The 14,281-nt window shown below is 59.6% G+C and carries 11 protein-coding genes; 6 read left to right on the top strand and 5 right to left on the bottom strand.

The annotated features are described in order from the left end of the window. Positions 1–31 precede the first annotated feature (31 nt). Both cobM and I6J19_RS07855 read left to right on the top strand, forming a co-directional pair. Entirely contained in the window at positions 32–805 is a 774-nt protein-coding gene (cobM, locus tag I6J19_RS07860) for a precorrin-4 C(11)-methyltransferase (RefSeq protein ID WP_038625492.1), read from the top strand. Then, positions 793–1,533, top strand: coding sequence for a cobalt-precorrin-6A reductase (locus I6J19_RS07855; protein ID WP_038625494.1), 741 nt, complete (start codon positions 793–795; stop codon positions 1,531–1,533). The genes cobM and I6J19_RS07855 overlap by 13 nt, the downstream gene beginning before the upstream one ends. A 24-nt stretch (positions 1,534–1,557) precedes the next feature. On the opposite strand, the gene I6J19_RS07850 is transcribed toward I6J19_RS07855, so the two are convergent. The 5 genes from I6J19_RS07850 to cobG all read right to left on the bottom strand — a co-directional run bounded on the left by I6J19_RS07850 (position 1,558) and on the right by cobG (position 6,187). Further along, positions 1,558–1,863 (bottom strand): hypothetical protein, encoded by a 306-nt coding sequence (locus I6J19_RS07850; RefSeq protein WP_038625496.1) that lies wholly within the window; start codon positions 1,861–1,863, stop codon positions 1,558–1,560. 367 nt (positions 1,864–2,230) lie between these two features. After that, on the bottom strand, positions 2,231–2,440 hold the full coding sequence (locus I6J19_RS07845) for a hypothetical protein (RefSeq protein ID WP_144242501.1): 210 nt from the start codon (positions 2,438–2,440) through the stop codon (positions 2,231–2,233). A gap of 295 nt (positions 2,441–2,735) precedes the next feature. Then, positions 2,736–4,346 (bottom strand): precorrin-3B C(17)-methyltransferase, encoded by a 1,611-nt coding sequence (gene cobJ / locus I6J19_RS07840; RefSeq protein ID WP_038625499.1) that lies wholly within the window; start codon positions 4,344–4,346, stop codon positions 2,736–2,738. Between the two features lie 3 nt (positions 4,347–4,349). Further along, positions 4,350–5,000, bottom strand: coding sequence for a precorrin-8X methylmutase (locus I6J19_RS07835; RefSeq protein ID WP_038625501.1), 651 nt, complete (start codon positions 4,998–5,000; stop codon positions 4,350–4,352). A gap of 11 nt (positions 5,001–5,011) precedes the next feature. Then, positions 5,012–6,187, bottom strand: coding sequence for a precorrin-3B synthase (cobG, locus tag I6J19_RS07830; protein ID WP_038625504.1), 1,176 nt, complete (start codon positions 6,185–6,187; stop codon positions 5,012–5,014). A gap of 248 nt (positions 6,188–6,435) precedes the next feature. Between cobG and I6J19_RS07825 the strand changes: the two genes are divergently transcribed. From I6J19_RS07825 to lnt, 4 genes are all read left to right on the top strand, one after another. Next, complete coding sequence (locus tag I6J19_RS07825; protein ID WP_038625506.1) at positions 6,436–7,989, top strand: lipase family protein; 1,554 nt, start codon at positions 6,436–6,438, stop codon at positions 7,987–7,989. A 173-nt stretch (positions 7,990–8,162) separates the two neighbouring features. Continuing rightward, positions 8,163–11,813, top strand: a complete 3,651-nt coding sequence (cobN, locus tag I6J19_RS07820) for a cobaltochelatase subunit CobN (RefSeq protein ID WP_038625508.1) — start codon at positions 8,163–8,165, stop codon at positions 11,811–11,813. 112 nt (positions 11,814–11,925) lie between these two features. Beyond that, positions 11,926–12,546, top strand: coding sequence for an FxsA family protein (locus I6J19_RS07815; RefSeq protein ID WP_038625510.1), 621 nt, complete (start codon positions 11,926–11,928; stop codon positions 12,544–12,546). A gap of 38 nt (positions 12,547–12,584) precedes the next feature. After that, a complete protein-coding gene (lnt, locus tag I6J19_RS07810) occupies positions 12,585–14,273 on the top strand; it encodes an apolipoprotein N-acyltransferase (RefSeq protein WP_187402591.1) in 1,689 nt (562 codons plus the stop codon). Positions 14,274–14,281 lie beyond the last annotated feature (8 nt).

Below are 14,281 nucleotides of genomic sequence, written 5' to 3'. Positions count from 1 at the left end.
TCTAAAAATATTGAGGACTCTGTAACCCACAATGACTGTGTATTTCATCGGTGCAGGCCCGGGCGCAGCAGATTTGCTGACGCTGCGCGCGGACCGGCTTATTCGCTCCTGCCCAGTGTGCCTTTACGCGGGATCGATTGTCCCGCCTGAGGTGCTGGAGAGCTGCCCCGAGGGCGCAGAGATTATCAATACCGCGCGAATGCCGCTGGACACCATCATCGAGACCATTCAGGCGGCGCATGAGGCGGGCAAGGATGTTGCACGCTTGCAGTCTGGTGACCCGTCAGTGTGGTCGGCGCTGGCAGAGCAGGTCCGTCGTCTCAGCGAACTCGGCATTGACTACGAAATCGTTCCGGGTGTGCCAGCTTTTTCCGCAGCTGCGGCAGCTCTCGGCCACGAGCTCACGGTGCCAACTGTCGGCCAGTCGGTCGTGCTGACCCGTATCTCCGGGCGTGCTTCCAAGATGCCGGAGGGCGAAACCTTGGAGAACTTCGGACGCACGGGCGCGACCCTATGCATTCACTTGGCCGCCCACGATATCGACCGAGTAGTCGAGGAGCTCACCCCGCACTATGGCGAACACGGTCCGGTGGCCGTCGTGGCTTTCGCATCCCGCCCGGAACAGGTTATTCTCCGTGGCACGCTGTCTGATATTGCGCAGCAGGTCAAGGATGCAGGTGTGACTCGTACGGCGGTCATCATTGTCGGCAAGGTGCTCACCGCCGAGGCGTTCCCGGATAGCTACCTCTACAGCGATGATCGCCCGCGCGATGAACACGGACGGACCATTCCATGCGTGCACTAATTCTGGGTGGAACTGCTGAGGCTCGTGCCCTGGCCAAGCGGCTAGTGGGCGAGGGCTGGTTTGTCACCTCTTCACTGGCCGGTCGCGTATCCAACCCCAAGCTGCCCGCCGGCAATGTCCGCATCGGCGGTTTCGGCGGCCCTGCGGGGCTCACGCGATGGCTGATCGCCGATGCCACCGAAGTCATCATCGACGCCACGCATCCTTATGCGGAGCGAATCAGCGAATCTGCCGCTGAAGCTGCCCGCGCCACCGGTCTTCCGCTCGTGGCGCTGCATCGCCCTGCGTGGGAGAGGCAGCCCGGCGACAACTGGATTGAGGTGTCCTCTATGCAGGAGGCCGCGGACATTGTTGCCGACCGCTTCTACAGCCCGTTTCTCACTATTGGCCGTCAGCAGCTAGCTCCGTTTGCCGACGATGCCAACGGCCGTTACCTCATTCGCTGCGTGGAACAGCCCGCGCCGCCACTGCCCAAGAATCGGAAGATTATTCTCAGCCGTGGGCCTTACGATGTCGCAGCGGAGCGCAAGCTCATGCGGGATTACGCCGTGGACTGCGTGGTGACCAAGAACTCCGGTGGTGCTGCTACCTACGCCAAGATTGAGGCAGCCCGCGACCTGAAAAAGCCGGTCGTTATCGTGCAGCGCCCGCAGCTGCCCGGCGCGGATATCGCCACCGTCGCCACAACGGTGGATGAGGCGTACAACGCCGTCATCCGCCGGGCATAGCGGCTAATTCTAGTGTGACCTAAATTACCGCACGGGCTGCCACTCTGTTTGCTCAGTGGGAACTTGCTCGATTCCACCAGAAGGACTCAATATCAGCCATGCGACAAACATAGCGATTGCTAGGAAAACAGAAATTAATGTGAAAATAATCCATCGGCGACGATATTCATCCTCGGCTTTTTTGGCCTCGAATAGCCCATAAATTCCAGTAAGAAATGGAATTGGGAATGCGATAAAAACGCCGGCCAGAAAAAGAATGACAGCAATAATCTGAAATCCCCAGTCAATTATTCCCGGCACTCTTTTATCCTTAGCACCTTTCGCTTGCATTATATTCTCCAGATGGTCGAATAGTCGCTGAGATACAGACCGTCCTTTGACCTGCCCCAATGCCGTCAACCACAATGGACTGCTCAAAGTTCTCCGAAGTTCGCACGAACCAACCTGCCCCTACAGCATACGAAGCTGGATTCGAGGCCGAACCCCTATACGACCATGTAGGAGTACTGGTTTCCCCACCGTGATCAAGAACTTTGACATTCTTAATCTTTTTACCTGGGGTTCCGCAGATTTCAACAGTCTGCCAGTAAGTGTATAGGGTGTTACCCATAACAGCCTTTTGCTCAAACCGGGCACCATCCTTTCGGCAGTAGTCAGCCTCGCCCTGCGCAAAAAGCGTCGTTGAAAGATTCGACGGCTATGACAATCGTTTTACAATCAACTCACCCGGAGTTGTATAGGCTCGCAGAAGGCTTTTTTGATGGTTATCCAACTCCGCCATCGAAAGGCGACCTTCATCAATCGCCCTATAAAGTGATTCAGCCTGAGCCGCCACGGGACGTGCAGGTTCCTCAGCGCTAGCAACGGGTGAAAAGATGATACCTGCTAAAATAAGGGCAGATTCCACTAGAAGAAGTTTTTTCCTATCACCTAAACCTCCTTTTATGTCAGTGATTGCCCCGAGCATAACACTGGAATCGAGCCACGCTTAGAAATATCTCCCGATTAAATAAGTAGCCCCGCTAAGAAAGGGGTAAACAAAAGTGGTAGTCATTTAAGCAAATAGAACCGTATTTGACCCTGGCCGCTAAATCTCAATTCGGCAATATCACTTTTACGCGTTTGGCAGCCGCGCGAATAATCTTTCTTTTCATTCGTGCACCGATATTTAATAGCTCAGATGTGTGCTGGAAATTCCAGAACTAACGCAGCAACTCGCCTGTCCCGCTGGTGCCGCCCTCACCGTAGTGACGTGCGGTGTAGACCCGAGTGGTCTTGCCAGCCCGATACGCTTTTGTCGACGACGAACCGATAATCACCATTGTTCGCATATCGACGACGTCCGGATCGAACTCCGCCAACGTGGTCACGGTGACGTTTTCCTGCTCCGAGCCGACTGCCCGCGCCACAATCACAGGCGTTGTTGTGGCGCGGTACTCCATGGCCAATGCACGCAGCTCTCGGATCTGCCATCTCCGCGACTTGGATGCCGGGTTGTAGACCGCAAACGCCATGTCTGCTCCGGCTACGGCACGCACTCGCTTAACGACGACCTCCCAGGGCTTCAACCTGTCGGAGAGACTGAGCATCGCAAAATCATGGCCAAGGGGAGCACCGACTCGACTAGCGACCGCCTGAGCCGCAGTCATGCCCGGCACGACTCGCACGGGGATGCCTCGCCACATATCGTCGTCAGCGACTTCCAACACTGCGGCCGCCATCGCGAAGACTCCAGGGTCACCGGAGCTGACCACCGCAACTCGACCGCCGCGCTTGGCAATATCCAGCGCCATAGTGGCTCGCTCTGCCTCAACGCGGTTATCTGAGAGATGACGGCGTTGCCCGGCGCGCTCAGGAACTCGGTTGATGTAGGTGGAGTAGCCAACCAGATCCGTGGCCCGTGCCAATTCCTCGGTGACTTCTGGGGTAGTCCAGCGTTCAGCACCCGGGCCAAGGCCGACAACTACGACTTCACCGACCGCTGGGGGAGCCGACTCAGTTGCTGTATCGGTGGCTGCACCGGTCGCTGCATCATCGGCTGGCGAAGGCACCCCAGAAACACTCCGTTTAGTGCCGTAGACAGCGGAAGGCACGACGGCCACTGCGAAGTAGGGAACCTTCTCCGGGTCGGCATCGGCCAGCGGGTAGCTGGTGTGCTCATTCATGGTTGCTCGCTCGACAACATAGGCGCGATCGAGCATGCCAGCGGCCTGCAACGCTGTACGAACCTTCTCAACGTTTTTCCCCAGCTTCATAATGACTACACAGTCTGAAGCGTCAAGAACCGCAGCGATCCGCTCGGAATCGGCGGTGGCGGGAACAACGCTGACGATTTCGGTAGCCTCGCCGAGCGGCTGACCGATCTCTGCTGCCGCCGCAGTAATGCTGGCCACTCCGGGGACAATCTCAGTGGGGAAGTCCTCGCTGAGGGCGTGATGCAGGTGCTGGTAAGAGCTATAGAGCATCGGGTCACCGAGCGAAAGCACTGCAACACTTCGCCCCTGGGCCAAGTGCTTGTGCAGGCGAGCAGTGGCCTCTGCATAGAAACCGGCGAGCTGCTCGCGGTAGTCGGCCGGGCGCCCGGTGGTCACCGGGTATTGCAATTGCTCTTCCACGGCAGCGTCGTCACGCGCGTCAATCAGTTCAGCGGCGATTGAACGCGCCGTGGAACGTCCGTGAGTTCCGGCATGGTAGGCGATGACATCGGCTGTGCGGATGATGTCGGCACCGCGAAGTGTAATGAGACCTGCGTCGCCGGGGCCGAGTCCGATGCCGTAGAGATGACCAGGCTGAGCGCTGTAGGAGCCGGACATGGTTTAGAGAATCTCCTTTGCGGTGGCGATGGCATTGAGGGCAGCACAGGTGATAGCCGAGCCACCACGACGGCCGGTGACGGTGATGTACTTCAGCTCCGGGTTTTCGGCACCGGAGTCGATTGTGGCCTGCTTGGATTCCGCCGCACCAACGAAGCCGACCGGCATGGCCAAAATGGCAGCGGGCATGGGGAAGGATCCCTCATTGATGCGGTTGAGCAGGTGGAAGAGGGCAGTGGGAGCGTTGCCGATGGCGACGACCGCGCCCTCGAGGCGAGGCTTCCACAGCTCCACGGCAGCAGCAGTGCGAGTGGTGCCGAGTTCTTGAGCCAGTTCGGGGACGCGCTCATCACGCAGTAGGCAGATGACTTCGTTGTCAACAGGTAGGCGCTTGCGGGTAATGCCCGAGGCGATCATGTTGACATCGGTGAAGATAGGAGCGCCATCCTCGAGAGCCCGGCGCGCTGCACGCACAGTCCCCGGGGAAAAGACGATGTCCTTAGCCAAATCGGTCTGACCTGCTGCGTGAATCATGCGGACGGCGACGGTTTCCTCATCGGCGTCGAAGCGGGAAAGGTCGCTTTCCTCGCGGATGATGGCAAATGAGTTGCGGTAAATATCCGCACCGTCGGTGTTGTACTCAAAGCGCTTCATAGGCTTAAAGCCTAGTCCACAGCAGTGACTTCGTATTCTCCGTCCCCGGTGGCGAGATAGTCGAAGTAACCACCCTTGGGTTTGCCACAGCGGCGCTCACAACCGGAGAAGTGCACGCGCCCCTCGGGCAGTCGGCCATCGGCAATTGCGTGGGCAGCATCGCCGCGCGTATCAGCCAGCGACTTTTCGCAACCGGGGCGACCGGTGCAGGCACTGACGCGCAGCCAGGTGGACTTTCGGTCGAAGATTAGACCATTCGGTGCCAATACCTTAACGACCTGTTCAGCAACTTCCTCTTCCAAATCATGCAGAATCAGCGAGTACCACGGAGTGATGTGCACGGGAACCTGCGTATGCGAAATCGCTCGGGCCAGACGTGCCGGAAGTACCCCAAAGCGCAGCCCCGCGGCCAGGCTAACCAGCCCATCCGGCTGGTCAATCCAACCGATCTGGCGGGATAGCCCGGCGGTGGCATCGAAGCTCTCAGCCGGGGTCGGTTCCTGGCGCCGAGCTCGCTCGCCTAGTTCCTCGATTACGGCATCGGCAACGCGGGCGGCCGCATCGGCTTCCGCGATGCGCCAGGCTGTACCACGGCTGTCATTCCACACCTTCGCTGTGGTGATTAGAGCTCCCACGACGTCGTCACGCGAAACAATAAGCCCCGAGGTCGCGCCACCGATGATGAGTTCGAACGTGCTCTCATCGTGGGCGACAACGCCGAAGTCAGGGCGCTCACCAAGTACGTCACCGCGACCGTCGTCGAAGGCCATGAGCGTACGACCAGGCAGTGTTGCAAGCGACGGCTCCGTAATGAGAGCCTTGTCGAACTCTTGAACCAGGTCGCGGACATCGGCCTTGCCGCCGACGCGACCGGACAGTGGCGACTGAAGAACGTTGCGCACGCGGTCGTGGCTCGTGGAGGGAACCAGCTTCTCTTCTTCTGCAGCATCAGCGAACGCGCCGGTATTGGTGATGCCACGGATCTGAACATTGCCGCGGGAAGTGAAGTGAATATCGCCGTCGCCGAAATTCTCGGCCAAATCGGCGAGTACGGCAAAGCCCGGCGCGGGGAGGAAGCCTCCGGGGAAGCGCAGGCGACCAATTGCGCCATCAGCTGCGATATGAACCTTTCGGGTGCCGGGGCAACCGTCCTGACGAGTGCGAGCTCCTTGATCAGATGCAGTCATACTCTCAAGAATACGCAAACAAGCACAGAGCTGAGCCCCGAAAACAGGGGCTCATTATCCGGGCCTTTTCAGCCCAACGAAACCATTCTGAAGTGGAGTTTTGATAGCCCCGTGCAAAAAACATCCAAATTCTTCACTAAATCCACCGATTTCCTTTTTCAAATCCTTATTATTTCTATAACCTAACTTCCGCCGAATTAAGGGAAGTCTTCATTGGGTTTTCAATCTGGGGTTATTCAGGAGATTTCATGCCACATCACGACGCTGAAGCACTCACACACGGCACCGCCGGCATCGGCCATGCCTCAACACAGACGTGCGCTGCTTCACGACGAAACGGTCGCATAACCCGAACGGGAATCGGGGTAGCGCTTGCGGGTCTTATGACCATCGGCCTGGCTACACCTGCAAACGCTCAGCCACTAAGCGTGCCGGGCCTGTCAGATAGTGGGCTGGCGGATAAAGTGTCGTCGTCAAGTGCAAACCGCGAATTGCCTGGTTTCGGTCATGTACCGAACCCGAATGTAGAGAGGCTACTCGGCATCGAGAAGGACGATGAGCAGTCTGGCAACGAGGGCACAGGCAGGCAGCTGACCCCGGAACAGGCACGCGTGGCCGCAGCCTCTCCGTTGAATTCTCTGCCGCTGACCCCGTCGCGCGCGGCGAATGCCGGCACGCTAGTCAACAGCGAGGATGCCGAGATGATGGTGAACGACAAGCTGTGGAATGTGGATGCCAAGCGTATTCACTACAACTCCACGGATTCCCTCGGCAATCCCAGTGTGGACACTGCCATTGTGGTAACTCCGAAAACGGAGTGGAAGGGCAGCGGTCCGCGTCCGGTCGTGGCGATCGCGCCGGGCACGCAAGGTGGCGCGGAAAAGTGCGACCCGTCGATCTCCTCGCAGACCGGGTTGAAGATTGAGTTCGGTCCGATGGACATTATTGCTCCATACGAGACGATTCCGATGGTTGCGAACTTGAAGCGAGGTGCGACTGTGGTGATGATTGACCACCACCGCAATGACCAGGGCAACCAGGACTACGTCGACAATATCGCCTCGGCACAGTCACTGTTTGATGCCGTGTCTGCCTCCCACGAGCTAGGCGTGGATCAAAAGGCGCCCGTGGGAATCTATGGCTACTCCCAGGGTGGCTCCGCAGCCGCTGCAGCTGCTGAGCGTGCAGGTGTCTACGCCCCGGAGCTCAACGTCGCCGCTTCTGCCGCCGGCGGCCCGCCGTCCGACCTCGCAAACGTTCTCGACCAGATTGATGGTACGACCCTGACCGCTGCGATTGCATTGGCAATCAACTCTGTCCTGGATAAAGATCCGGAGCTGCGCCGTGTCCTCAAAGAAGAAATCAGCCCTGAAGGCAAAGAACTGCTGGACAACGTTGGCAACTACTGCGCGGGCGGCTTGGGTTTCCATCACTCGTTTGAGACCACTGACCAGTACACCACCAGCGGTGAGTCGCTCAGTGAGATGATTAAGCGCTACGAGCCGGTGCAGAAGGAACTCGCACGCCAGCGCGTCGGCAATTTCGTACCGAATGCCCCGGTGTACCTCTACTCAGGTGAGCACGATGACATCATCCCCATCAACCAGGTCCGCAAGCTACGTGATGCTTGGCTGAATCTCGGGTTCACCGACCTGGAGTACGTCGAAAACACGACTTCGCCTCTGCTGCCGAAGACAGGCCTAAACCATATCGTTCCCATGCTCGCGGAACTGACTAATGCCACCGACTTCCTCTGGTCCCACTTCCCAGATCAGCCTGCGGAGCAGTCGCTGGAACTCTAGCAATAGACGCTGCAGTAGAGTGATGGAGAAATCCACTGCCATGCCACTGACGAGAAGCTCGGTGAAAATCCGCACGGTCGCGCCACTGTCACAGTCAGACCTCGTCATCGGTTAGAAGGCAGACTCCCGCCGACCGGGGACGCGTTGCTCCCCAGGAAGTGAATGACTACACCGTGATTCTGCTGCTGTCGACCTCGGATACCGACCTTCTGTCCGCCCGCGCGGCCGCTCAGGCCAACCCGGAGGTGTCCTACCGTTGGGCAAACCCGGCGCGTCTGCTCGACGATGATTTGCCCACGCTTGCCGACGGCGCCGATGTCGTCATCATCCGACTTCTCGGTGGCCGCCGCGCCTGGGAATCCGGCATCGACTACTTTGTGAACTCCGGTATTCCCACCGTCCTCGTCTCGGGTGAGCAGGCGCCCGATGCCGAACTCACCGAGTACTCGACGGTTCCCGCAAACGTCACCACGCAAACGCACATCTACCTGGCGGAAGGCGGCGCGAAAAACCTCGCACAGCTGCACAATTTCCTGTCGGACACGCTGCTTCTGACCGGTCTTGGCTTTGAAGAGCCCACTCGCATGCCGACCTGGGGTTTCCTGGAGCGCGACTCCAAGGTGGCCACGGAAGATTCGCGTGGCACCGTCGGCATTATCTATTACCGCGCCCAACACCTGGCTGGAAATACGCACTACATTGAGGCGCTCGCTGACGCAGTCGAGGCTCGCGGCTACGTCGCCAAGCCCATCTTCGCCGCGTCCCTGCGCACCGCCAGCGATGAACTGCTGGCAGAGCTGGCGTCCTGCGACGCGCTCATCACCACGGTGCTCGCCGCTGGTGGCAACCGCCCGGCACTCGCGCAGGCCGGTCAGGACGACGACGGCTGGGATGTCGCCGCACTCGCAGACCTCAACATCCCCATCATCCAGGGGTTGGCTCTGACATCCTCCAAGGCGGCATGGGAAGACAACGACGAGGGTCTGTCACCGCTGGACGTCGCAACACAGGTCGCCGTCCCCGAATTCGACGGCCGCATCATCTCGGTCGCGTTCTCGTTTAAGGAAATCGACTCCGACGAGCTCATTTCCTACGTCCCTGACCTTGAGCGCTGCGACCGCCTCGCCGGCATCGCTACCCGCTACGCCGCACTTCGCCACATCGACAACGCTGACAAGCGCATCGCCGTCATGCTCTCTGCGTACCCGACCAAGCACGCCCGCATCGGTAACGCCGTCGGCCTGGACACACCAGCATCCACGTTAGAGGTGCTGCACGCGCTTGCCGACGCCGGATACAACCTCGGCGACACCACCAAAATCCCCGGATACGCCACCGCCGAGGACGGCGCCGATGAACCAGATGCGTTCATGCACGCCATCATCGATGCCGGCGGCCAGGACCCGGATTGGCTGACCGAGGAAGTTATGGAGGCAGCCGAGCTCTGCCTGCCCGCTGCGACCTACGAGAAGTTCTTCGCTACCTTGCCGGAGGAACTCCGCTCCGACATGCAGGACAAGTGGGGTGCCGCGCCGGGCACTCTGTACGTCCACCCGGATACCCAGGACATCTATATTGCGGGCCTGACCTTCGGCAATGTCGTGGTCATGGTGCAGCCACCGCGCGGTTTCGGTGACAACCCGGTGGGTATCTACCACGATCCAGACCTACCGCCGACGCATCACTACCTGGCTTGCTACCGCTTCCTGTCGCTGCCGCAGTCGGAGGGCGGTTTCGGCGCCGATGCCGTGGTTCACATGGGCAAGCACGGCAACCTGGAGTGGCTGCCGGGCAAGACCGTCGGTCTTTCCGCCTCCTGTGGCCCGGATGCTGCCATCGGTGAGCTGCCGATGATTTACCCCTTCCTGGTCAACGACCCGGGCGAGGGCACACAGGCCAAGCGTCGTGCTCACGCCACGCTTGTCGACCACCTCATTCCGCCGATGGCCCGCGCCGAATCTTACGGCGACATCACCCGTCTGGAGCAGCTTCTCGACGAGCACCAGAACATCTCCGCCATGGACCCAGCCAAGCTGCCGGCTATCCGCCAGGAGATTTGGACGCTGCTGACCGCCGCGAAGATGGACCGCGACCTCGGTTGGGACGAGCGTCCGGACGAGGAGGTCTTCGATGACATGCTCATGCATGTCGACGGCTGGCTCTGCGAGATTAAGGACGTCGCCATCCGCGGTGGCCTCCACGTACTCAGCCAGGCACCGGAAGACGAATCCCTGATCGGCACTGTGACCACCATGCTGCGCGCCCGCCAGCTGTGGGGAGGCAAGCAGACGCTGCCGGGCCTGCGCGAAGCTCTCGGCCTGGCCGAGGACGGCACCGACGAGCGCCACACTGTGGACTCCATCGATGCACTGGCTACGGCGTTGGTAACCGCCGTGGTGAAGAATCCTGACCAACCAGTGGCACAGATCGCGGCTGATGTTCTCGGCTCCGAGGAATTTGCCGATATCGCGGTACCGAACGGCCTCGATCAGGTTGTCGAGCTGCTGCAGTTCACCCGCGACGAAATTCTCCCGCGCCTGGCCGCTACCAGCGAGGAGATTCCGCGCATTCTTTCAGCCTTGGACGGCGAGTTCGTTCCGGCTGGCCCCTCCGGCTCGCCGTTGCGCGGTCTGGTCAACGTACTGCCGACTGCCCGCAACTTCTACTCGGTAGACCCCAAGGCGGTGCCGTCGCGCCTGGCTTGGGAAACCGGTGTCAACCTCGCCGATGGCCTGATCGAGCGCTACCGCGCCGACCACGGCGAGTATCCCAAGTCGGTTGGCCTGTCGGTGTGGGGCACTTCCGCCATGCGTACTTCTGGCGATGACATCGCCGAGGTGCTCGCGCTGATTGGTGTGCATCCGGTGTGGGATGACGCATCTCGCCGTATCGTCGGCCTTGAGCCAATTCCGCTGGAGGAACTGGGGCGTCCGCGCATTGACGTGACCGTCCGCATTTCCGGTTTCTTCCGTGATGCGTTTCCGCATGTTATTGACCTTTTGGATGATGCGTTTCAGCTCGTCGTCAAGCTTGATGAATCCGATGAGGACAACTACGTGCGCGCACATGCGAAGGCCGACCAGCAGGAGCGTCCGCGCCGTATCTTCGGTTCCAAGCCGGGCACCTATGGAGCTGGTTTGCTGCAGCTGATCGATTCCGGTTCCTGGCGCGATGACGCGGATCTGGCGAAGGTTTACACGACCTGGGGCGGCTACGCCTATGGTCGCGGCGTCGATGGGGAAGAGGCTGCTGACGATATGAAGACGGCCTACCGCCGTATTCAGGTTGCCGCGAAGAATGCCGATACCCGTGAGCACGACATCGCCGACTCCGATGACTACTTCCAGTTCCACGGCGGTATGATCGCCACGGTCCGTGCGCTGACGGGTTCCGCTCCAGAGGCGTATGTGGGCGATTCCACGCGTCCGGACGCCGTGCGCACCCGCACCCTGCACGAGGAAACGCGACGTGTCTTCCGAGCCCGCGTAGTCAACCCACGCTGGATGCAAGCCATGCGTAACCACGGCTACAAGGGTGCCTTCGAAATGGCGGCAACGGTCGATTACCTCTTCGGTTACGACGCGACGGCACAGGTCATGGATGACTGGATGTACGAAACGCTTACCGACGAATACGTTGCGAACCCGGAAAACCGCGAGTTCTTTGAACAGTCGAATCCGTGGGCTCTGCACGATATTTCCGAACGCCTGATGGAGGCCGCCGAGCGCGGTATGTGGGAAAACCCCGACCAGGAACGCATGGATTTGCTGCGCCAGACCTACCTGGATACAGAGGGCGACTTAGAGGAGCGAGCTGACCGGTAGGCGAGCGCTAGTCGTCATCTAACTTGCCGCTACAGCCTGCTAGAATACGACAAGAGAACCGGCCGATAGCCCTAACCACTTGCTCATCTAGTGGCGGTTACACTGGGGAACTATGAGCAAGTGGTTCACAATTATTTACCTCATTGCCGAGATTGCGGCCTTTATCGCACTCGGTGAATGGATTGGCTACGGCTGGACCGTCCTATTGGTTTTGGGCCTGTTCATTGTGGGGTTGGTCTTCGCCGCTATCGAGTTCAAGCGCATCTACCAGAAGTTGCTGCTGGATACTTCTCGTACTCTTACCGAGTACGGACAGAAGCATCCGGAGGAGGCAATCAAGCGCTCGGCAAAGGGCGCGGGACACTTTGTGGCTGACTCTGCAATTCTGTTGGTTGGCTCGTGGCTGATTGCCCTGCCGGGCGTCGTCACCACCGTTGTTGGTTTCCTCATGGTGCTACCGCCGACTCGCTGGCTGATTCGTAAGAGCGGATCGGTGGCGCTGCTCAACGGACTCCGCAACTTCAGTGACCGCAGCATGATGGTGGTCTCTCAGTACGGCATGAACCCAGGTACTCCAGGAGCTGGCGCTGGTGCTGGCGGCTTTTCGGGGTTCCCTGGATTCTCTGGTGGTTTCCCGGGCGCGGATGGCAAGAGCTTCCCACAGGATAAAATCGTGCCACCGGCGCCGGACAACGCCTGGGATCATGACCAGGACGACAGCGACAAGCGCTAACTCGAATACTCGCGGACGTAGAGAGTTCTTTTATACAAGTGCACACTAACCGTCAAGCGCGCTCCAGCGAGCACGGGGACTTTGCTCCGAAAGACGCTTCGAAAGACACTCCGGAGAATCCGAGTCGCTGGCAGGCGCGCTTTCGCGCGCTTACCCCACTAAAGCAGCGCCTCCTTCTCGCCTTCATTGCAATCCTCGCTGGTGGATTGCAATTCTTAAGCTACGCACCCCTGAGCTGGTGGTGGACCGCCTGGGTCGGCCTCGCCCTGCTCATTTTTGCCTTCTTCTGCGCAGCCGATTGGAAATCCAGCGTAGTGGGGGGCTTCAGCTGGGCAACAGCGACGGCGCTTTTCTCACTGCCGTGGATCGGCTCCTTCGTCGGTATTGGCCCCTACGTGGCGCTCTCAATTGTGCTGGGTCTCCTCACAATTCCGGCGGCGCTTGCGATGTGGCTGATTGCCCAATCCAGTTTCCCCCTCGCGCTGAAGCTCCCTGGCATGGCCGCTGCGCTCGTGGCAGGGGAGGCGCTGCTGGCCCGCTGGCCTTTCGGAGGCTTCCCCTGGCTCCGCGTTGCCTGGGGGCAAGTCGACGGCCCGCTGGCCCCAGCAGTGGCAATCGGCAGCACTGCATTGGTCACTTTCCTCGCTGCTTGCGTTGGTGCGGGACTGGTCGCGCTCACGCTACGTTCCTACGCAACCTCCGCTGCGCTTTTGGTGGGGGCGTTAATCGTCGGCTGGGCTCTTCCTGCGTGGACCCAACCACTGCCTGAACCTACGGCCGCTGACAACGCCCGTGTCGCGGTTATCCAGGGCAATGTTCCTCGCCTCGGTTTGGAGTTCAATGCCCAGCGCCGCGCAGTACTGCAGAACCACGCCGATGCCACCAATGAACTGGCACGACGTGTCCACCAAGGTAAGGAACAGCAGCCGGACATCGTCATCTGGCCTGAAAACTCCTCCGATGTCAGCCCGTTTACGGATGGGGAAGCGGCACGCATTATCGAAAACGCCGCGATGAATATTGGCGCCCCCATCGTGGTCGGCACCTTTACCTACACCAATGGGGTGCAAAACACCATGGTGGTCTGGGACCCAAAGACCGGCCCCGGCGACCAGCACGAGAAAATCTATCTCCAGCCCTTCGGCGAGACCATGCCATTCCGCGAACTACTCCGTCACTTTTCCGACATGGTCGATCACGCCGGAGACATGACCCCGGGCAACGGCGATGCTGTGGTCACAACACCTGGCACCGATGGTTTAAAAAAGGTCAACCTGGGCCTGGCCACCTGCTACGAAGTGGTCTTCGACGGTGCCTTCCGCAACGCGGTCAACCACGGCGCAACTATGCTTGCCACGCCCACGAATAACGCCACCTTCGGTTTCACCGATATGACTTACCAACAGCTGGCCATGAGCCGCATGCGAGCCATGGAGTTCCAACGCTCCACGGCCATCGCCGCAACCAGCGGTGTGAGCGCTATTGTGGATGCGCACGGAGACGTCGTAAAGCAAAGCAAAATCTTCGAACAGAAAGTGCTCACCGAGACTTTGCCTCAGTACTCCCACCTGACTTTTGCAGCCCGCTTCGGGACGTGGATTGAAGGTCTACTGACTGCATTCGGTATTCTTTGTGTGGTTGGTGCCGTCCTGCGTCGCCGTGGCGGAGATGCCAGGGCAGGCGCAGATGAAGTTGATGGCCGGGATACTGAGCAGAATATGCACTAAGGAGAATC

The sequence above is a fragment of the Corynebacterium amycolatum genome (assembly GCF_016889425.1).
GTDB lineage: Bacteria > Actinomycetota > Actinomycetes > Mycobacteriales > Mycobacteriaceae > Corynebacterium > Corynebacterium amycolatum.
This window is presented reverse-complemented; position numbering and strand designations above follow the sequence as displayed.